The following is a 17,993-nucleotide window of genomic DNA, read 5'->3' on the forward strand; positions in this document are numbered from 1 at the left end:
ACGATGAACAGCACCCCGCCTGATGAATGGCCCAGCTCCCTCACCGACGAGGAACTGGACGAGCTGGACCGCTACCTGCGCGCCCATGCCGACGATGGCCGCCTGCTGCTCGACGGCGTGCACGGCATGCTCTCGGCGGTCGCCGTCGGCCCGCTCGAGGTGCTGCCGGACGAATGGCTGCCGGAGGTGCTGCACGACCCCTTCGCGGACGAGGCCGAAGGCAACCGCGTGCTCGAGCTGCTGGCCAAGTTGAACGACTCGATCCGCGTCGAGCTGGACGTGGACGCCTACGAGCCGATCCTGGGCGAAGTCGACACCGACACCGGCCCGGCACTCTCGGCGGCCGGCTGGTGCGAGGGCTTCAGCCGCGGCATCGATCTGCGCGCCGCGCTGTGGGAGAAGCGCCTGGCCGAGGACCCGCAGCTGATGGAGATGCTCGGGCCGGTGATGGCGCTGGCGGTCGACGAGGGCGTCCTCTCGGCCGAGGCCGAGTTCGAGAAGCTGACCGATGAGGAATACGACGAGTGCCTGGCGCAGGTGGCGCCGGTGCTTGCGGCGGTCGACCACTACTGGCACGAGCATCCGGCCACCGAGGCGGAGCTGGCCGCGCTGGCCCGCACGCCCGCCCCCACGGGCGAGGAGGCCCCGCCGCCGCCGCGCCAGCGCAGTGGCCACTGGGTGCACTGAACCGGCGGGGCGGTCCGGCGTTCTGCCGGCCGATCAACGCTCGAGCCGACCGCGCTGTGGGTCGCGCCGCTGGGCACCAGCGCCGTCTTCCCGACCCGCATGACGCGGGTGCGCCTGCCTCCGGCGGAGGCCGGCATCGCATCCGATCGTCCTGGCGCACGGGCAAGGCTTCATGGAAAGCGCGAAGTGGAACTGCGCCGCAGCGGCGCGTGGCGGGCCCCCTGTAGCAGCGCACCGGGGCGTGACCGATGTACCGATGCTGGCGCAGCGGCCCGCGCCCTGTGGATGCGTGGGTCGAACGATCCGTTCACGCCGCCGCGCTTCCCCCCGCCGGCCAGCGGCCCCATGCTCGGGGATGTCCCTGCCAGCCGGAGGCGTTCCCCATGAGCCAACGCACCATCACCCGCCGCGTGCGCGGCATCGATACCAACGACGGCGCCGGCGTGAAGCTCAAGCGCATCATCGGCCAGCCCAACCTGGACATGCTCGACCCGTTCCTGTTGCTGGACGAGTTCCGTTCCGACCAGGCCGGGGACTACATCGCGGGCTTTCCCGAGCACCCACACCGTGGCTTCGAGACGGTCACCTATATGCTTGCCGGGCACATGCGCCATGGCGACAACCACGGCAACCAGGGCGACCTCGGCCCCGGCAGCGTGCAGTGGATGACCGCCGGGCGCGGCATCCTGCACTCGGAAATGCCGCAGCAGGAAAACGGCCTCATGTGGGGTTTCCAGCTGTGGGTGAACCTGCCGGCGGCCGACAAGATGACCGCGCCGCGCTACCAGGACATCGCGCCCGAGCGCATTCCCCGGGTCGAACCGTCCCCGGGCGTGCAGGCGCGGGTGATCGCCGGCCGCCTGGGCGAGGCGATCGGCCCGGTGCAGGGCATCGCCACCGAGCCGCTCTATCTGGACATCACGCTGGGCGCCGGCGCGCGCTTCGAGCTCGACCTGCCGTCGGAACACCACGCTTTCGCCTACGTGTTCGAGGGCGAACGCGCCGAGGTCGGCGGCGAGCCGCTGCCGCGCGGTGAGCTGGCGGTGCTGTCCGGGGGCGACCGCCTGACCCTGGGCGCCGGCACCACCGCCGCGCGCCTGCTGGTGGTGGCCGGCCGGCCGCTCAACGAAACCGTCGCCCGCTACGGGCCGTTCGTGATGAACACCCCGGCGCAGATCCACGAGGCGATCGCCGATTTCCGCGCCGGCCGCTTCTGACGCGGTCGGCGCCCTCTCCCCTCGGGGAGGGGGTCGGGGCGGGGCCGCTCCGGCGGCGGACCCCGCCCGCCTGCCCACCCGGAAAGTTCACCTCGTGCGCGGCCCGCTCTGGCGGAGATCCGGCCGACCCATCCGCGCCAGCCCCCGCAACGCGCGCCCGACCACCGCGTCCACCGTGCCGTTCCCGTCCACCCGCAGCGCCGGCTCGTCGCTGTCCGGCTCCTCCAGCGTGGCCAGCTGGCTGCCCAGCAGGCGGGGCGGCATGAAGTGCTCGCGCGCGCGCATGCGCCGCGCCAGCTCGTCGTGGCCGACCGCCAGGTAGACGAAGCGCACGCCCGGCCCGGCCCGGCGCAGGCGTTCCCGGTAGGCACGCTTCAACGCCGAGCAGGCGACCACCACGCTGCGGCCGGCCGCCAGCTGCGACCCCATCCAGGCGGCGATCGCATCCAGCCAGGGAAGGCGGTCGGCATCCTCGAGCGGCACGCCGGCACGCATCTTGGCGACGTTGGCGGCCGGGTGCAGATCGTCGCCGTCGAGGAACCCGTAGCCGAGCGCATCGGCCAGCCGGCGTGCGATGGTGCTTTTGCCGGAGCCGGAGACCCCCATCACCACCACGGCCGTGGCCGGTGCCGTCGTTGCGGGGTTCGTGCTCACGGTCGCCGCACCCGGGCGCCGATGCCGCCCGGCGTGTGCGCCACCGGCCGCGCGCGGCCAGGGGAGCCGAATGCCGGCCCGATGGCTGTCGGCGCCACCGGCGCCTGGCACGGACAGGAGGGGCCGGCCGCCGCGTGATTCACGGCGAGGCCGGCGCCTGATCCAGCCAGCCTCCGGTGAAGCCGGCCTTCTCCAGCCCCTTGCGAAGATAAGGGTTGCGCCGCATCACGTCCCACACGAAACCGCTGCGCCAGTTCTCGATCATCAGCACGATCGGCCCCTGGTCGATGCCCAGCTGCACGCTGTCGACCCAGCCCAGCTCGGGTACCAGCCGGCCGGTACGCAGCTCGGTCCGGGTGTGGAAGCTCGGGTTGAACGCATCGACGAAGCCGTAGCGGTCATAGATCCATTTGCCGTAGCGCTGCCGCATCGCCGCCAGGGCGGGAACCACGATCTCCGGCGCGAAGGCGATCGAGCCGCCCGCCGCGGTGGGCGCGATGGTGCCGTCGTCGGAGATGTAGTCCAGGCCGGCGCCGCGCGCCGTGTAGCCTTCGAACCGGAGCGTCTTGTCGCCCTGCTCGACGACGATGCCGCCCGGCCCATTGCTGGCGGTCAGGCCCCACACGTCGGCGCCGTAACCGGTCCAGTGGCCGGGGTTGGCGATCGCGTAGCTGCGCTGGCTGTAGGTGGCGCGACGGCTGTTCTGGAAGTAGTCGAGGTCGTGCTCGCGGTTCCAGTCGTCGCGGATGCCGCGGAAATCCACCCAGACGTGGCTGTACTGGTGGCCGAACAGCGGCGCGAAGTTGAGGAAGGTCTGCCCGTAGAACGCGCCCCAGGTCTTGTCGTTGGTCGAGGTCCACGCCTTCCAGGCGGCCGGTCGCACCGGGTGCGTGGGCGAGCCCAGTGCGAGCAGGTAGACCAGCATGCCTTCGTTGTAACCCTTCCAGTCGGCCGGGATGAACTTGCCGCCCGGGGTCCAGCCCATGCTGATCAGCGGCGCGCGCGGCTGCATCCAGGGCCAGTCGACGCGGCGGTAGATCGTGTCGGCCAACGCGCGGATCTCGCGTTCGGCCGGCGTGTCGCGGTCGTAGTAGGACTGCGCGAACAGCACGCCGCCGAGCAGCAGCGTGGTGTCGACGCTGGACAGCTCCACCCAGCGGCCGAAGCGCTTGCCGGTCTGCATGTCCAGGAAGTGGTAATAGAAGCCGTGGTAGCCGGCGGTGTCGTCCTCGCTGCCGTTCTGCGGGGCGTCCTTCAAGAAGCGCAGCGTGGCGAGTGTGCGTGCGGCCGCCTGCCCGCGCGTGACGTAGCCGCGCTCGACACCCACGCCGTAGGCGGTCAGCCCGAAGCCGACGGCGGCGATGCTGGAGAAGGACTCGCCCGGGTAGTGGTCGGGCACCAGCCCGGTCCTGGGATCGGCGCTGTCCCAGAACCAGTCGAAGGTGCGCCGCTCCAGGTCGTCGATCATCCGCTGCTGCGCAGGCGCCAGCGCGGCATAGCTGGTCGCCGCGGGCGCCGGTGTCGCTGCCCGGGCCGGGCCCGGGGCGGCCGCGGCGAGCATCGCGGCGAACAGGCCGGTGGTCAGTGCGTGGGTCGATCGGGAAGCCATGAAGACCGCATCCGTAAGGGGGGAAGACAACCGGCCATCGCCGGACGGCACGCGCCGGCGCGGACGACGGACCCTGGACGGCCGCGCCCCGCCGCGAGGCAGCCCTCCAGGGCGGTCCGCAGCCCTGCGGCGCGATGTCCCGGCCGCTAGAAGTTCAGGCCGACTTCGAACTTGAACGTGCGCGGCACGAAGGTGATGTTGCCGAGGCGGTTGTACTCCACCGTCGCGTGGCCGTTCGCGTAGGTCGGGACGTAGTCGACGAAATTGTCCCAGTTGAACACGTTCAGTACGTCGAAGCGGCCGAACAGGGTCACGCCGTGGCCCAGGTCGAAGTTCTTGGTCGCCTGGAAATCGATGTCGCGGTAACCCCAGATCTTGCCGCCGAACAGGAACCGCGAGCCGCCCGGCGTCGCCGCCTGTGGGATGCAGTTGTTGCCGGCCGGGAACACCACCCCGTCATAGCAGGCGATGCCGTTGAACGGCAGCGGCGTGGCAAGGGTGAGCTTGGCCGACAGGGTGGTGCCCCACGGCCCGTCCACGTTGCCGGTGGCGACGAAGCGATGCTTGGCCGCGGCATTGGAGGTGATGAACGGGTAGTCGTTGATCGTCGCCTCGTCGAACGAATAGTGCTCGTTGATGTCGCGGTTCTGCTTGGCGTGGGTGAAGGTGTAGGCGAATGTCGCCCCCCAGTGCGACTCCCTGGTGTAGGGTTTTTCCGCCGACAGCAGCACCTGCGTGGTGCGGGTGGCGATGCCGTTGTTGCCGATGATCAGCGAGCCGAAGCCCGGCACAGGACAACCCCAGGGCTGGCTGATGCCGGGGGTTGCCGTCGGGTTGCACAGCTGGGGGTTGTCATAGAACGCGCCGTTCGGATAGCGGTTGCCCAGCGTGAAGGCGAAGCCGTCATGGCTGAGGATGCGCGAGACCGTCGCGCTGGTGTTCCACTCGCCCACCTGGTTGCGCATGCCCAGGCTGAACTGGTCCGAGTACGGCGCCTTCAGCCGGTTATTGAGCAGATCGACTTCCGTGCCGGTATTGCTGCTCGGCCCGAGCAGCGCCTGCAGGTTGCCCAGGCCGTCGAGAAAGGCGGGATCCCAGTCGTAGCAGGGCGACGAGCCCCGGTGGCACAGCCCGGTCGCCGGATCGCGGAAATAGATCGTGTACTGCGGCAGCGCCGACTTGGTGGTCTCCAGCTGCAGGTAGTCGTACAGGTCACGGTCGTAGGCGCGGCCGGCGCCGCCGAAGATCACGTGGGCTTCGTCGCCGAACAGGTCATAGGAGAAGCCCAGGCGCGGTTGCCACTCGCCCTTGTAGGCGGAGCGGTTGTGGCCGTTGCTGATGTAGTCGTTGATGTCGATGCCGCCGAGCGCCAGGGACTGCGCGTAGGTCTGCCCCGCCGGCGCGTTCGGGTCCTGGCTGTTGAGCGCCGCCACCACGTTCGCCGGCGTGACGAAGTTCGTGTACGACGGCGTGCGCTCGTAGTCCCAGCGCACGCCCAGGTTCAGCGTGAGCTTGTCGGTGACGTCCCAGTCGTCCTGGATGTAGGCGCCGAACTGGTGGCTCTTGGTCGATACCGTGGGGGCGAGCCCGAGGCCGGTGACCGGCTTGGTGAAGAAGGCCTTGTACGGGGTGGCGTCCGTGCCGGCCGGCGTGACGTTGTAATAGAACTGCGGGTTGACGTCGGCCGCGTCGGCGGCGTGCAACGTGACCATCTTCTTCTTGAAGCCCAGCTTGATCACGTGGTCGCCGTGCCACTGCAGGTCGTTGAAGGTGAAATCGTCCTGGATCGCCGGCCCCTTCTGGCCCTTGTTCTGCGTGGCCAGCGGGTTGGCCGCGCCGGTCTGGATGATCACCGGATCGTCGGCCGGGCGTTCCCAGGTGTAGACCGCGCCGTTGCCGTAGTTCAGGGCGGTCGGCGCGTTGAAGGCGTCCTCGTAGGTCAGCAGCAGCTCGTTGAAGTAGGCCTCGCCGCTGTGCTGCCAGCGCAGCGCATAGCGCTTGTCGTTGTTGCGCGTGTTGTAGGCGGCCGTGACGGCGTTCTGGTCGCCCACGCCGCCGAGCTGGTTCTCCCGGCGGATCTGCGCGCTGGCCTCGAAGCGGTCGCGGTCGGTCGGCTCCCAGTCGAGCTTGCCGAAATAGAGGTCTTCCTTGAAGTTCAGCCCGGCCGGACCGAACTGTGCCGCCACGTCTCCCGGAAGGTAGGGCACGCCCGGCGCGCCGTCGGCGCTCGGCACCACCGTGATCGGCGTGTCGAAGCGCTTGGCCTCGTAGGTGGCGAAGAAGTGCATCTTGTCCTTGATGATCGGCCCGCCGATGGCGAAGCCGTACTCCTTCTCTTCCGAACTGGTCTTGGTGCCGGAGTCCCTCTCGGCCGGCGTGCGCTCGCGGAACGCGTCGTTGGTGTAGCGGTAGTAGGTCTCGCCGTGGAACTCGTTGGTGCCGGACTTGGTCTGCGCGGTCACCGCGGCGGAGGAAATCTGGTCGTACTCGGCCTTGTAGTTGGAGGTGATGACCTTGTACTCGCCGATCGCCAGCTGCGGGAACGGGTTGCCCTGGCTGCCGAACTGGCCGCTGACGCCGCCTTCCTTGACGTAACTCTTCTGGCCGACGCCATCGACGTAGACGTTGACCGAGCTGTTGTTCATCGCGCCGCCGCGCAGCGAGGTGTTGCCCTTGGAGTCGACGGTGAACACCATGCCCGGCACCGTGTCGGCGAACTCGAGGAAGTTGCGCGAGATCTGCGGGATGGTCTGGATCTGGCGCAGCGAGATGGTGTTGCCGACCTCGGAGGTCTTCACCTCCTGCAGGGTCGTGGCGGTGACCGACACGCCGCTCAGGGTCGTTGCGGCGGCGGCCGACGGCGCGCCGGCCGGGACGGGCTGCGGCTGGCCCAGGTCGAGCGTGGCGGTGGAGGCCACGGACAGGGTGACGGTGCGTTCGGTGCCGGCGCCCGCGTCGACCTGGTAGGTGCCCGGCTGCAGGCCGGGCAGCGCATAGCTGCCGTCCGCGCCGGTCCGCGTGCGGCGCACCGAGCCGGTCGCCACGTTGCGGGCGGTGACCTCGGTGTTGGCCGGGCCGGTACCGCGCAGGGTGGCATTGGCAGTCTGCGCCCACGACAGGGTCGGCGCGACGGCGAGCGTGGCCACCGAGCCGGTGATCAGGCTCGCCAGAAGGCGCTTCTGCAAGCGCAACAGTGTGTTCATGTCTGTCTCCCGAGGGCCGGTTCTGGGCGGATGGTTGTTTCAAGCGGGTGATGCGTTCGTGAGCTTTTCCGCCTGCCGGCGGGTGGCACGGCGCGCTTGGCGTCGGGTGGCCCCACCGGCCCGCGTGCCACGCGACGCCCGGGCGCGGTGCGTGGACGTTCGCGGGAAGGCGATGATGAAGGGTGGTGGGCGGTTTGGCCGGCAACTGCCAGGGCGTGTGGTACGCCACCGCAAGGCGCTCAAGTCCCGCCGCTGGCCGCCGATGGGGAGGCTGTGCGGGGCACCGCGCGAATCCGTGCGGCGGATCGCGGTTCGAGCCGTTAAATGGTTATTAAGATGCGCTGTAGCAACATGTTGTCCGGCCTTCTGTTCCACCGTTCGAACAACCCACCGCAAGCGTCTGAATTCGATGACAACCGCGCTGCTCCTGCTGACCACCTGCCTGGCTCTGCTCGCCAGCGCGGTCAAGCGCGTGCCGGCGGGACAGGTCCATAGCCTGTATCGCGGCGGCAAGCTGCTGCGCCTGCTGCAGCCGGGCGTGCACCTGGTGTTGCCGGGCCTGCAGAGGATCGGCCACCGCATCGACCTGAGCGGGCAGGTGCTGCATTTCCGGGAAGCACGGGCCTCCGCCCACGACATTCACGGCACGGTGTACTGGCAGGTGCTGGAGCCGGAGCGCGCCGACGCGGTGATCGACCAGGTCGAGCAGCTGATCCGCACCGGTGCACTGGACGCGCTGCAGGCCGAACCGGCCGAGGCGGGCGAAGACCGCCGGCACCTCGGCCATCGCCTCAAGCAGCGGCTCAATGCCGCCCTGCGCGAGCGCGGCATGATGGTCACCCGGGTCGACCTCGACCTCGCCTGAAGCGCCACGCTGGCATCCCCGCCAGCCGCGGCCGATACTGTGCGGCTGGCCTTTCCCGAGCTCGAGCCATGACCCGCGCCCTGCTGCACGACCGCCTCGAACACGGCCTCGCCGCGCTCGGCCTGGCACTGCCCGACGACGCGCCCAGGCGCCTGCTGGACTACCTCGCGCTGCTGGAGCGCTGGAACGCGACCTACAACCTCACTGCCGTGCGCGACCCGGCCGAGATGGTCACCCGCCATCTGCTCGATTCGCTGGCCATCCTGCCCCACGTGCACGGCAGCACGCTCGCCGACCTCGGCACCGGCCCCGGCCTGCCCGGCATCCCGCTGGCCATCGCCGCCCCCGGCCGCGAGATCCTGCTGGTGGACTCCAACGGCAAGAAGGTGCGCTTCCTGCGCGAGGCGATCCGCGCGCTGAAGCTGGAGGGCGTGCGGGCCGTACAGTCGCGCGTGGAAGACCTCCAGGGCCAGTTCGAGTGCATCACCGCGCGCGCCTTCGCCAGCCTGGCCGACATGCTCGGCTGGGGCGGCCACCTGCTGGCGTCCGGGGGAAGCTGGCTGGCGATGAAAGGCCCTTCGGCGGAGGACGAGCTGGCCGGCATCCCGGCCGGCTTCCGTCTGTGCGAACGGCATGCGCTGCAAGTGCCGGGGCTGGAGGCGGAGCGGCAGCTGCTGGTACTCGGCCGCACGTAAGGACCCGGTCGGAGCTATGCTCGAAGGCCGATTCCCGGAGCCACGCAGCATGCGCCACCTGGCCAGTCTCACCTTGCTCGTCGCCGGCGCCGCCGCGTTCACGCTGGGCCTGGGCCCGGCCTTCTTCGGCCAGCCGCTGACCGGCGTGCCGCTGTTGCTTGCCGGACTGGGGCTGGAACTTGCCTGCTGGCTCCGGCTTCGCCACCGCCGCGACCCGGTCGGCGGCCTGTGATGCGACGCGCGTCGGCGAACGCCCCCGGCCGGCGGGTCGCCCCTCGCGCCGGACGCACTACACTAGGCCCCTTTCCGCGCAACCGGTAGCTATCGACCCATGGCACGCATCATCGCTGTCGCCAACCAGAAGGGCGGCGTCGGCAAGACCACCACGGCGGTCAACCTCGCGGCGGCCCTGGCCGCGGCCAAGCGCAAGGTGCTGCTGGTCGACCTGGACCCGCAGGGCAACGCCACCATGGCCTCGGGCGTGGACAAGCGCGAGGCCAAGCCCAACGGCTGCGAGGTACTGCTGGACGAATCGCCCATCGAGCGGGCCATCGTCGCCACCGAGGCGCATTACGACCTCTTGCCTGGCAACGGCGACCTGACCGCCGCCGAGCTCAAGCTGATGGACGCGATCGCCCGCGAGAGCCGGCTCAGGGAACAGCTGGCCAAGATCGGCGACCGATACCAGACGATCCTGATCGACTGCCCGCCCTCGCTGCACCTGCTCACGCTCAACGCGCTGGCCGCGGCCGACGGGGTGCTGGTGCCCGTGCAGTGCGAATACTTCGCGCTGGAAGGGCTCTCCAGCCTGCTCGACACGGTCAAGGCGGTGCGCCAGCGACTGAACCCCAGGCTCGAGATCGAGGGCCTGCTGCGCACCATGTACGACGTGCGCAACAACCTGGGCAACGAGGTCTCCGCGCAGCTGACCCAGCACTTCGGCGACAAGGTCCTGCGCTCGATCATCCCGCGCAACGTGCGCCTGGCCGAGGCGCCCAGCCACGGCCAGCCGATCCACCTGTACGACCGCAGCTCGCGTGGCGCGATCGCCTACATCGGCCTGGCCGGCGAGATCATCCGCCGCGAGCGCGGTGCGCAGGCGGCCGTGGCCGCGCTCAACGACATGCACGACACCGGCGCGACGCTCGACGCGGCCGCCGACATCCACCAGGAGTAACCATGGCCGCCGCGAAGAAACGGGGACTCGGCCGCGGGCTGGACGCGCTGCTCGGCGGCGACGGCGCCGGCACCGCCTCGCCGCTGGAACAGGAAGGCGAGCTGCGCCAACTGCCGATCCAGCAGATCCAGCCGGGCAAGTACCAGCCCCGCCGCCACTGGAACGAAGAGGCGCTGGACGAACTGGCCGCCTCGATCAAGGCGCAGGGCCTGATCCAGCCGGTGGTGGTGCGCGCACTGGGCAGCAACAGCTACGAGCTGATCGCCGGCGAGCGCCGTTGGCGTGCGGCCCAGCGCGCGCAGATGAGCGAGATCCCCGCCCTGGTCAAGACGGTCGACGAGGCCGCGGTGCCGGCGATGGCGCTGATCGAGAACATCCAGCGCCAGGACCTCACCCCGCTGGAGGAGGCCGACGCGCTCAAGCGCCTGATCGACGACTTCGACCTCACCCACCAGCAGGCCGCCGACGCGGTCGGCCGCTCGCGCGCGGCGGTGTCCAACCTGCTGCGCCTGATCGACCTGCCGGCGCCGATCAAGAAGCTGCTGGACGAGGGCAAGCTGGAAATGGGCCACGCCCGCTGCCTGCTCACCCTGGACGAGGGCATCGCGGTGCCGCTGGCACGCCAGGCCTCGACCCTGGGCTGGAGCGTGCGCGAGCTGGAAGAGGCCGCGCGCCGCGCGCAGGCCGCGCCCAAGGGCAAGGCCAGGGCCGGTTCGCGCGATCCGAACATCGACGCGCTGGAGCGCGAGCTGGGCGAGCGCTTCGCCACCCGCGTGGAGCTGGCGCAGGGCCGCGGCGGTCGCGGCAAGCTGGTGATCCACTACCACAGCAACGACGAGCTCGACGGCATCCTGGGCAAGCTGCGCTGACCGAGGGGAGCGCCTGAAAGATGAAGCGGCTGGGCCCGGTCTTCTCACAGGTGAACTCCCGACAGCGACAATTCGAAGCGCTGACCCGCGCCCATGCCGGCGACCTGTACCGCTTCGCCTACTGGCTGTGCGGGCAGGACGCATTGGCACAGGACCTGGTGCAGGAAACCCTGCTGCGCGCCTGGAAGAACCTCGACGCGCTGCGCGAGGCGGAGGCGGCCCGGCCATGGCTGCTGACCATCCTGCGCCGGGAACACGCGCGCCTGCACGAACGCCGGCGCCTGGACACCACCGAGCTGGACGAGGGGCTCGCCGAGGATGCCGCCTGGGCCAGCCCCGAACGGCACGGCGATGCCGCCCAACTGCGCGAGGCCATGCACAAGTTGCCGCACAAATACCGCGAACCGCTGCTGCTGCAGGTGCTGGGCGGCATGAGCTGCGAGGAGATCGCGGCCGAGCTGGGCCAGCAACCCGGCGCGGTGATGACCCAGCTGTTCCGCGCGCGCCAGAAGCTCAAGGCCATCGTGCATGGCGAACGCCCGGAGGTGCAGCGTGGATTGCCTTGAGTTCCGCCGTCGCCTGGGCGCCGAGCCGCAGGGCCCCGATCCCGCCATGCGCGCCCACCGCGAGGCCTGCCCGACCTGTGCCGCGGCGTGGGAGAAGGCGCAGCACTTCGAGCATGCCCTGCACGGCGCGCTCGACGTGGCGCTGCCCGAGGGCCTGGCCGAGCGCGTGCTGCTCGCGCAGGCCACCGGCGTGCGCCGGCAGCACGCGCGCCGCCGCCACGTCGCGCTGGGCCTGGCCGCGTCGTTGCTGATCGTCCTGGGCGGCGGCGGCATCGCCTGGCGCCAGGCGCAGGCACGCGCACTGCCGACGCTGGCGGTGGCGCACATGCCCGAGGAGATCGGCTCGCTGCAGCTCACCCGGCCGCTGGCCGCGGCGCCGGTGGCCGCCGCCTTTGCCGCACGGCACGCCGCGCTGCGCGGGCCGCTGCCGGCCGACACCACCTACGTGCACGTCTGCGACGTCGGCCCGTTCCACACCGTGCACCTGGTCAACCGCCCGGACGGCCAGCCGGTGGTGGTGCTCTATGTGCCCGCCCGGCAGACCGCCACGCGCCGCACGTTCCAGCGCGATGGCTGGTTCGGGCGCGAGGTGCCGCTGCGACACGGCACGCTGGTGATGCTCGCCAACCACAAGGACCGCGGCTCGTTCGACGCCGTCGAGCAGGCATGGCGCGTGGCCATCGACGGGCTCGGCGAGCGCCGCATCAGCGAGCTGTGAAGCCGCTGCGGTCCCCCGGCGGCGGGTCCGGGCGAGCGCGGCGGGCGGGTCAGCCCGGTGGACGGCGCCACCCGCGCGCGGCCAGCGCATCGAGCGACCAGCGGCCCGCGCCCAGCGCAAGCAGGGCCAGCAGCATCAGGCCCCACGCCTTGTGGTCGTTGAAGTCGCCGCCAACCAGGCCTTGCCACAGGCCGTCCGGCCACAGCGCCGGGTAGGAAACCACCGCGACGATGTTGTAGACGAACAGCACGGCGGCGACCACGCGGGTACCCAGGCCCAGCGCCAGCAGCCAGGGCAGCACCAGCTCGGTCCAGGTGGCCAGCGTGGCGGCCAGCGCGGGAGCCAGCAGTGGGACCTGGTACTCGTTGTCGAACAGGTAGGCGGTGCCGGACGGGTCGTCCCACTTGACCACCCCGGCGCGCCAGAACGCCAGCGCGACGAACAGGCGCAGCAGCAGCAGCGCCAGCGGCGCGAGCTGGTCGAGCGAGGCGGTGAGGCGGGACCAGCGGATGGCGACGGTGCGGGTGTTCATGCGGAAGCGTCCTCGGTAGCGGGAGAGATGGCGGCGATCAGGCCGTGTTCGAGCAGCCGTGCCAGCAGTTCCTGTGGCGCGGTGGCGGGTGCGCGTGCGCAGGCCGCCGCCAGCCGTTCGCCGGCCAGCAAGGCGCCGGCGAAATCGGCCAGTGCCGGCCCGACCGCACGCATGGCGATACCCTCGGGAGCGCGCCAGAGCAGGACGTGTTCGGGCGAGCCGTCCGGCGCCACGGTGCGTCCCGACTCCATGGCGTAACGCCACAGCCCGAGCACCGGCACGGTGGACGAACACACGCGCAGATGCGGCTGCAGGCGCACCACCGGATCGATGGCGGCGGCCAGCGCGAGCACCAGGGCGAGCGGATCGGCCAGGCTGCCGGGCGCGGCCAGCGCGGTCTCCTGGCGCAGCCATTCCAGTCGCGCCACCTCGGCCACCCAGGCGTATGCGGCCAGTTCCGGCTGTGCGGCGAGGAAGCCCGGAAAATCGGCGCCGTACGCCTGCAGGTTGCCGCTGGTGCTGCCGATCCAGGCGGCGTGGCGGGTCGCCACGCCGTCGAAGCAGGCCTCGCCGAGCAGGCGCAGGGTCGCCGGAAAGCTGGTGGCCAGCGCCTCGACGTGAATGGCGAGGTTGGCGTGGCGGTAGATGCGCAGGCGTGCCGCCGGCTCGATGCCGCGCGCGGCGATCCACGGCGCCAGCGGCTCGCCGTCGCCCCCGACCAGTGCCGCGCCGAAGGCGCGCTGCAGTTCATGCAGGGAGGGTGGCATCGGCATCCAGGATCTCTCCGGCCAGGCGTGCCTCGTCCTCCAGCACGCCGAATTCAGGCAGGTGCTGGTCCCACTCGATCAGCGTGGGCCTGGCCCCGAACCGCGCTACGGCCTCGGCGTACAGGGCCCAGACGGCCGGATCGACGCGTGCGTCGTGCGAATCGATCAGCAGCGGCCCGCCCAGCCCCTCCTTGCGGGTGAAGCCGGCCAGGTGCAGCTCGCCGATCGTGGCCGGGTCGAGCGCGGCGAACGTGCGCCGCGGGTCCTCGCCGTGGTTGACGGCGTTGACGTATACATTGTTGATGTCCAGCAGCAGGCCGCAGCCACTCTCGCGTGCCAGCGCGGCGAGGAACTCGCCTTCGCCGAGCGTCGAATGGGTGAAGCGCACGTAGCTGGAAACGTTCTCCAGCAGCACGCGCCGGCCGAGCGCGTCCTGCAGTTGCCGCACCCGCGAGACCATCAACGACAGCGCCTCCTCGGTGCAGGGCAGGGGCAGCAGGTCGTTGAAGTGGCGCTCACCGAGCCGGCCCCAGCAGACGTGCTCGGACACCAGCGCCGGCTCGACGCGGTCGACCAGGGCCCGCAGGGCGGCCAGGTGGCCGGGGTCGAGGGGCGCGGTCGAACCCAGCGCCAGGCCCACCCCGTGCAGGCTCACCGGATAGTCGCGCCGCAGCGCCTCGAAGGCGTCCCACAGCGCACCCCCGGCACAGAAGAAGTTCTCGCTGTGGAGCTCGAAGAACGGCACCGGCGGGCGATGCGCCAGCACGTGGGCGAGGTGGGCCGGCCGCAGCCCGATCCCGACCGCGGTCGGGATCGGCTGCGCACGCCAGGCGTGCGTTGCGGCCACGCTCAGCCCTTTTTCATCATCATGCCGTCGCCCGGCTCCAGCGAGCCGCCGGCGAGCTTCTGGCACAGCCCCGAGGGGACCGCCACGAACGCCTGCGGGTCGCGGGCCCTGGCATCCTGCCCGGCACAGGAATGACCCGGCGACTGGCAGTCGTTCTTGTGCGCGGCGTTGATGCCGTAGCACTTTTCCATGCCGTCGTGAGCGGCCATCCGGCCGGCGGCATGGGCGTTGGCGGTCACGCCGAGGCTGCCGGCGGCGAGCAGGGTGAGCAGGGCCGAGGCGACGAGGGACTGCGATTGCATGGGGCTTCTCCGTTGGGCCGGACCATTCCGGCTGGTCGAGGAGACCGCCCCGCCGTCACTTTCCTTACACCGGACCTGCGCCCGGCAGGCGCATCGGCGATAATCGCCGGCCGAACCGTTCTCCGGACTGGCCCCATGCCCGAGCTTTCCGTCGTCGTGCCCGTGTTCAACGAGCGCGACAACATTCCCCCGCTGCTCGCCGAGATCGCCACCGCGCTGCGCGGAAAGGCGGACTTCGAGGTCGTCTACGTGGACGACGATTCCACCGACGACAGCCGTGCCGTGCTGGCTGCACAGAAGGCCAGCTACCCGGAACTGCGCGTGCTGCACCACGTCAGCCGCAGCGGCCAGAGCACCGCGGTGTGGAACGGCGTGCGCGCCGCGCGCGGTGCGTGGGTCGCCACGCTCGACGGCGACGGCCAGAACGACCCGGCCGACATCCCGCGGCTGCTCGACGCGCGCCGCAGCGCGCCGGCCGAGGTCAAGCTGTTCGCCGGTTGGCGCACCACGCGCCGCGACAGCTTCAACAAGCGGATCTCCTCGAAGATCGCCAACGCGGTGCGCTCGCGCATGCTCAAGGACGCCACGCCCGACACCGGTTGCGGGCTGAAGCTGTTCGAGCGCGAGACCTTCCTGCGCCTGCCCTATTTCGACCACATGCACCGCTACCTGCCGGCGCTTGTGCGCCGCGCCGGCTTCGAGAGCCGCAGCGTGCCGGTCGGCCATCGCCCGCGTACCGCGGGCACCTCCAAGTACGGCATGCTCGACCGCCTGTGGGTCGGCCTGGCCGACCTGCGGGGCGTGGCCTGGCTGATGCGCCGGGCCAAGGTCACCCGCGTCGAGGAGCTTTGAAGCATCCCGTCGGGCCTGCGCCCTACGGGGCGTTCACCCGGCGGGGGTAAGCTTGCGCGTGGTTCCTTCAAGGGGGACGCCATGAGCCTGGCGATCAAACGCGTCTACGATCCGCCCTCGCCCGGGGACGGCTACCGCGTGCTGGTCGATCGCCTGTGGCCGCGCGGCCTGAAGAAGGAAAACGCCGCGCTCGACCTGTGGATGAAGGACGTCGGCCCTTCCCGCGAGCTGCGCCAGTGGTTCGGCCACGAACCGATCCGCTGGGAGGGCTTCCGCCACCGCTACGCGGGCGAGCTCGATGCCGCCCCGGAGGCATGGCAGGGGCTGGCCGAAAAGGCCCGCCGCAACCACGTCACCCTGCTCTACGGCGCGCGCGACGAAGAACACAACAATGCCGTCGCGCTGAAGGCCTATCTGGAAACCTATCTGGCCGCGCACGGCCCGCACTGACCGGTCCGGGCTCAACCGCCGCGCTTGGCCTCGAACTGCTCGAGCGCTTCGCGCGTGCGCGCCCGGCCGAGTTCGATCAGCTCCCTGGCGCGGTAGAACTCATAGGTGGCCGCCGCATCGCGCGGGATCTGGACCAGCAGGTCCGGTTCGTAGGCGGCCAGGCGCAGCCGCGAGAGATTCGACTGCATCAGGTCCATCGCCTGGGTCAACAAGGCCAGCGCGCCGGGCTCGCGCACGTGCGCAGGCTTGTCCTCGCCGTGCGAGAGCAACCGGCCGAGCCAGCCGGGCTCCGCGTCGGGCTGGGCCACGGCGTCACGCTCGGGGGCAAGGGTTGCCGATGGGCCATCCAGGCTGATCGCGAAAAGGTGATCGGCACGCTCGCGGATGAGCGGGGTCACCGGTACCGGATTGAGCAGCGCGCCGTCGACCAGCCGGCGACCCTCGAGCGCGTGCGGGCGAAAGATGGTGGGGATCGCGATCGAGGCGCGGATGGCGTCGAACAGCTGGCCGCGGCTGAGCCACACTTCGCGCTCGCGGTCGATGTCGGTGGCCACCGCGGTGTAGGCCAGCGGCAAGTCCTCGATGCACGCGTCGCCGATCAGCTCGCGCAGCGTCTCGATGATCCGCTCGCCCTTGATCAGGCCGCCGCGAAAGGTCCAGTCGACCAGCCGCAACACGTCGAACCGGGCCAGCTTGCAGACCCAGTCCCGGTAGACGTCGAGTTTGCCCATCGCGTAGATGCCGCCGATCAGCGCGCCCATCGAGGTGCCGGCGATGGCGTCGATGACGTAGCCCCGTCGCTCCAGTTCCTCGATCACCCCGATGTGCGCCAGTCCCTTCGCGCCGCCGGCGCCCAGCGCCAGGGCGACGGTCGGTTTGCGCGGCGCATGCGCGGAGGCAGGCTGGCTCATGCGATGGCCTGTGAAGGGCGAGTCCTCACGATACGTTAGCGTGGGGCTGTGGTGAAGTCTGCGTCCGGACGCTCAGCGGCCACGACCGTTATGATGTTCTGCCGGCGTCCGCGCCATTGACCGGGCAGCCCAAAAGGAACCATGCCAGCCGATACCCGCCTGAACGCCGCCCCGCCCCGCCCGCCGGTCCCGCGCCGCCCCTCACGCCGCCGCGGAGCGCGCGCATGAGCTGGCAGGCCTGGGCCACGGTGGCGATCATCGTGGGTGCGATGGCGTTGTTCGCCAGCGAGAAGGTGCGCATCGACCTGGTCGCGCTGATGGCGCTGGCGGCACTGGTGGTGCTGCGCATCGTCACGCCGGAGGAGGCGCTGTCGGGCTTCAGCAACGAGGCGACCGTGACGGTCGCGGCGATGTTCGCGCTCAGCCTGGGGATCGAGCGCTCCGGCGCGCTGGAGCCGCTGACGCGCCTGCTGATGCGCATCCGCAAGCCCTGGTTGCTGACCCTGGCGATGATGCTGGTGATCGCCCCGCTGGGGGCGTTCGTCAAGAACATCGCGCTGGTGGCCACCTTCCTGCCGCTGGCGCTGCGTGTGTGCCAGCGCACCGGCACCTCGCCCGCGCGCGTGCTGATGCCGATGGCGTACGCGGCGCAGATGGGCGGCGTGTGCACGCTGATCGGCACGTCCTCGAACCTGCTCACCGACAGCCTGGCGCAGAAGCACGGCCTGCCGCCGTTCGGCGTCTTCGAGTTCACCAAGCTCGGCGCGATGCTGGCGGTCGCCGGCATGGCCTATCTGATGCTGATCGGCCGCAAGCTGCTGCCCAAGCAGATCGATGCGGCGCTGCCGGACGGCGGCGAGGTCGGCAAGTACGTCACCGAGTTGGTGGTCGGCGAGGACTCGCCCTTGCTCGGCACGCGCATCGCCGATGCCCAGCTGGGCGACAAATACGGCGTCTACCCGCTCGAGCTGCTGCGCGGCGAGCGGCGCATGTGGTCGCCGCGCGAGCAGCAGCTGGCCGTGGGCGACGTGCTGCTGGTGCGCGGCGACTGGGAGAAGATCGAGGACTTCCA

General features: G+C 70.8%; 20 protein-coding genes. 12 read left to right on the plus strand and 8 right to left on the minus strand.

Annotated features, from left to right (window positions below; all coding sequences use genetic code 11):
* The first annotated feature begins 3 nt into the window (after positions 1-3).
* Positions 4-687, plus strand: coding sequence for a YecA family protein (locus VFH59_RS12090; RefSeq protein WP_325165153.1), 684 nt, complete (start codon positions 4-6; stop codon positions 685-687).
* A 383-nt stretch (positions 688-1,070) separates the two neighbouring features.
* Positions 1,071-1,904 (plus strand): pirin family protein, encoded by an 834-nt coding sequence (locus VFH59_RS12095; protein WP_325165154.1) that lies wholly within the window; start codon positions 1,071-1,073, stop codon positions 1,902-1,904.
* Between the two features lie 87 nt (positions 1,905-1,991).
* Here the strand turns inward: VFH59_RS12095 and VFH59_RS12100 are convergent, their stop codons facing one another.
* The 3 genes from VFH59_RS12100 to VFH59_RS12110 form a co-directional block, all read right to left on the minus strand.
* Positions 1,992-2,558: a gluconokinase gene (locus VFH59_RS12100; protein ID WP_325165155.1), complete on the minus strand. Its 567-nt coding sequence runs from the start codon at positions 2,556-2,558 to the stop codon at positions 1,992-1,994.
* A 139-nt stretch (positions 2,559-2,697) separates the two neighbouring features.
* Positions 2,698-4,167 (minus strand): glucoamylase family protein, encoded by a 1,470-nt coding sequence (locus VFH59_RS12105; protein WP_325165156.1) that lies wholly within the window; start codon positions 4,165-4,167, stop codon positions 2,698-2,700.
* Positions 4,168-4,313: 146 nt separating this feature from the next.
* Positions 4,314-7,370 carry a TonB-dependent receptor gene (locus tag VFH59_RS12110; protein ID WP_325165157.1) on the minus strand — a complete coding sequence of 1,019 codons (3,057 nt, stop codon included), beginning with the start codon at positions 7,368-7,370 and terminating at the stop codon, positions 4,314-4,316.
* 409 nt (positions 7,371-7,779) lie between these two features.
* On the opposite strand from VFH59_RS12110, the gene VFH59_RS12115 reads away from it, so the two are divergent.
* The 7 genes from VFH59_RS12115 (at position 7,780) to VFH59_RS12145 (ending at position 12,260) form a co-directional block, all read left to right on the plus strand.
* Positions 7,780-8,235 carry an SPFH domain-containing protein gene (locus tag VFH59_RS12115; RefSeq protein ID WP_325165158.1) on the plus strand — a complete coding sequence of 152 codons (456 nt, stop codon included), beginning with the start codon at positions 7,780-7,782 and terminating at the stop codon, positions 8,233-8,235.
* Between the two features lie 68 nt (positions 8,236-8,303).
* Entirely contained in the window at positions 8,304-8,930 is a 627-nt protein-coding gene (gene rsmG, locus VFH59_RS12120) for a 16S rRNA (guanine(527)-N(7))-methyltransferase RsmG (RefSeq protein ID WP_325165159.1), read from the plus strand.
* A 49-nt stretch (positions 8,931-8,979) separates the two neighbouring features.
* Positions 8,980-9,162: a glycosyl transferase family 39 gene (locus VFH59_RS12125; protein WP_325165160.1), complete on the plus strand. Its 183-nt coding sequence runs from the start codon at positions 8,980-8,982 to the stop codon at positions 9,160-9,162.
* Positions 9,163-9,261: 99 nt separating this feature from the next.
* Positions 9,262-10,107, plus strand: a complete 846-nt coding sequence (locus VFH59_RS12130; RefSeq protein WP_325165161.1) for a ParA family protein — start codon at positions 9,262-9,264, stop codon at positions 10,105-10,107.
* Positions 10,108-10,109: 2 nt separating this feature from the next.
* Positions 10,110-10,976 (plus strand): ParB/RepB/Spo0J family partition protein, encoded by an 867-nt coding sequence (locus VFH59_RS12135; RefSeq protein ID WP_325165162.1) that lies wholly within the window; start codon positions 10,110-10,112, stop codon positions 10,974-10,976.
* Positions 10,977-10,996: 20 nt separating this feature from the next.
* Positions 10,997-11,542, plus strand: a complete 546-nt coding sequence (locus tag VFH59_RS12140; protein ID WP_325165163.1) for a sigma-70 family RNA polymerase sigma factor — start codon at positions 10,997-10,999, stop codon at positions 11,540-11,542.
* The gene (locus VFH59_RS12145; RefSeq protein WP_325165164.1) at positions 11,529-12,260 is read left to right on the plus strand and encodes a DUF3379 family protein; all 732 of its coding nucleotides are present in this window, start codon (positions 11,529-11,531) and stop codon (positions 12,258-12,260) included. The genes VFH59_RS12140 and VFH59_RS12145 overlap by 14 nt, the downstream gene beginning before the upstream one ends.
* 49 nt (positions 12,261-12,309) lie before the next feature.
* Here the strand turns inward: VFH59_RS12145 and VFH59_RS12150 are convergent, their stop codons facing one another.
* From VFH59_RS12150 to VFH59_RS12165, 4 genes are read right to left on the minus strand one after another with little or no spacing between them, the layout of a single operon-like run.
* Entirely contained in the window at positions 12,310-12,792 is a 483-nt protein-coding gene (locus VFH59_RS12150) for a DoxX family protein (protein ID WP_325165165.1), read from the minus strand.
* Positions 12,789-13,565, minus strand: a complete 777-nt coding sequence (locus VFH59_RS12155; protein ID WP_325165166.1) for a DNA-binding domain-containing protein — start codon at positions 13,563-13,565, stop codon at positions 12,789-12,791. Before VFH59_RS12155 ends, VFH59_RS12150 begins: the two co-directional genes overlap by 4 nt.
* Entirely contained in the window at positions 13,540-14,406 is an 867-nt protein-coding gene (locus VFH59_RS12160) for a DUF692 domain-containing protein (RefSeq protein WP_325165167.1), read from the minus strand. Before VFH59_RS12160 ends, VFH59_RS12155 begins: the two co-directional genes overlap by 26 nt.
* 2 nt (positions 14,407-14,408) lie before the next feature.
* Positions 14,409-14,708: a DUF2282 domain-containing protein gene (locus VFH59_RS12165; RefSeq protein ID WP_325165168.1), complete on the minus strand. Its 300-nt coding sequence runs from the start codon at positions 14,706-14,708 to the stop codon at positions 14,409-14,411.
* A gap of 135 nt (positions 14,709-14,843) precedes the next feature.
* Here VFH59_RS12165 and VFH59_RS12170 point away from each other — a divergent pair, with 135 nt between their 5' ends.
* A complete protein-coding gene (locus VFH59_RS12170) occupies positions 14,844-15,560 on the plus strand; it encodes a glycosyltransferase family 2 protein (RefSeq protein WP_325165169.1) in 717 nt (238 codons plus the stop codon).
* A gap of 81 nt (positions 15,561-15,641) precedes the next feature.
* Positions 15,642-16,010 (plus strand): DUF488 domain-containing protein, encoded by a 369-nt coding sequence (locus VFH59_RS12175; protein ID WP_325165170.1) that lies wholly within the window; start codon positions 15,642-15,644, stop codon positions 16,008-16,010.
* A gap of 11 nt (positions 16,011-16,021) precedes the next feature.
* On the opposite strand, the gene VFH59_RS12180 is transcribed toward VFH59_RS12175, so the two are convergent.
* Entirely contained in the window at positions 16,022-16,921 is a 900-nt protein-coding gene (locus VFH59_RS12180; RefSeq protein ID WP_325165171.1) for a patatin-like phospholipase family protein, read from the minus strand.
* Between the two features lie 224 nt (positions 16,922-17,145).
* Here VFH59_RS12180 and VFH59_RS12185 point away from each other — a divergent pair.
* On the plus strand, positions 17,146-17,993 hold an 848-nt coding region (locus VFH59_RS12185; RefSeq protein WP_325165172.1), incomplete at its 3' end, for an SLC13 family permease.

Origin of the sequence: Frateuria sp. (assembly GCF_035695185.1) — a bacterium.
Lineage (GTDB): Bacteria > Pseudomonadota > Gammaproteobacteria > Xanthomonadales > Rhodanobacteraceae > Frateuria_A.

Coding starts and splice junctions, on each gene's coding strand:
- VFH59_RS12090 (WP_325165153.1), top strand. CDS start 4: ATGAACAGCACCCCGCCTGATGAATGGCCCAGCTCCCTCACCGACGAG.
- VFH59_RS12095 (WP_325165154.1), top strand. CDS start 1,071: ATGAGCCAACGCACCATCACCCGCCGCGTGCGCGGCATCGATACCAAC.
- VFH59_RS12105 (WP_325165156.1), bottom strand. CDS start 4,167: ATGGCTTCCCGATCGACCCACGCACTGACCACCGGCCTGTTCGCCGCG.
- VFH59_RS12110 (WP_325165157.1), bottom strand. CDS start 7,370: ATGAACACACTGTTGCGCTTGCAGAAGCGCCTTCTGGCGAGCCTGATC.
- VFH59_RS12115 (WP_325165158.1), top strand. CDS start 7,780: ATGACAACCGCGCTGCTCCTGCTGACCACCTGCCTGGCTCTGCTCGCC.
- rsmG (WP_325165159.1), top strand. CDS start 8,304: ATGACCCGCGCCCTGCTGCACGACCGCCTCGAACACGGCCTCGCCGCG.
- VFH59_RS12125 (WP_325165160.1), top strand. CDS start 8,980: ATGCGCCACCTGGCCAGTCTCACCTTGCTCGTCGCCGGCGCCGCCGCG.
- VFH59_RS12130 (WP_325165161.1), top strand. CDS start 9,262: ATGGCACGCATCATCGCTGTCGCCAACCAGAAGGGCGGCGTCGGCAAG.
- VFH59_RS12135 (WP_325165162.1), top strand. CDS start 10,110: ATGGCCGCCGCGAAGAAACGGGGACTCGGCCGCGGGCTGGACGCGCTG.
- VFH59_RS12140 (WP_325165163.1), top strand. CDS start 10,997: ATGAAGCGGCTGGGCCCGGTCTTCTCACAGGTGAACTCCCGACAGCGA.
- VFH59_RS12150 (WP_325165165.1), bottom strand. CDS start 12,792: ATGAACACCCGCACCGTCGCCATCCGCTGGTCCCGCCTCACCGCCTCG.
- VFH59_RS12155 (WP_325165166.1), bottom strand. CDS start 13,565: ATGCCGATGCCACCCTCCCTGCATGAACTGCAGCGCGCCTTCGGCGCG.
- VFH59_RS12165 (WP_325165168.1), bottom strand. CDS start 14,708: ATGCAATCGCAGTCCCTCGTCGCCTCGGCCCTGCTCACCCTGCTCGCC.
- VFH59_RS12170 (WP_325165169.1), top strand. CDS start 14,844: ATGCCCGAGCTTTCCGTCGTCGTGCCCGTGTTCAACGAGCGCGACAAC.
- VFH59_RS12175 (WP_325165170.1), top strand. CDS start 15,642: ATGAGCCTGGCGATCAAACGCGTCTACGATCCGCCCTCGCCCGGGGAC.
- VFH59_RS12180 (WP_325165171.1), bottom strand. CDS start 16,921: ATGAGCCAGCCTGCCTCCGCGCATGCGCCGCGCAAACCGACCGTCGCC.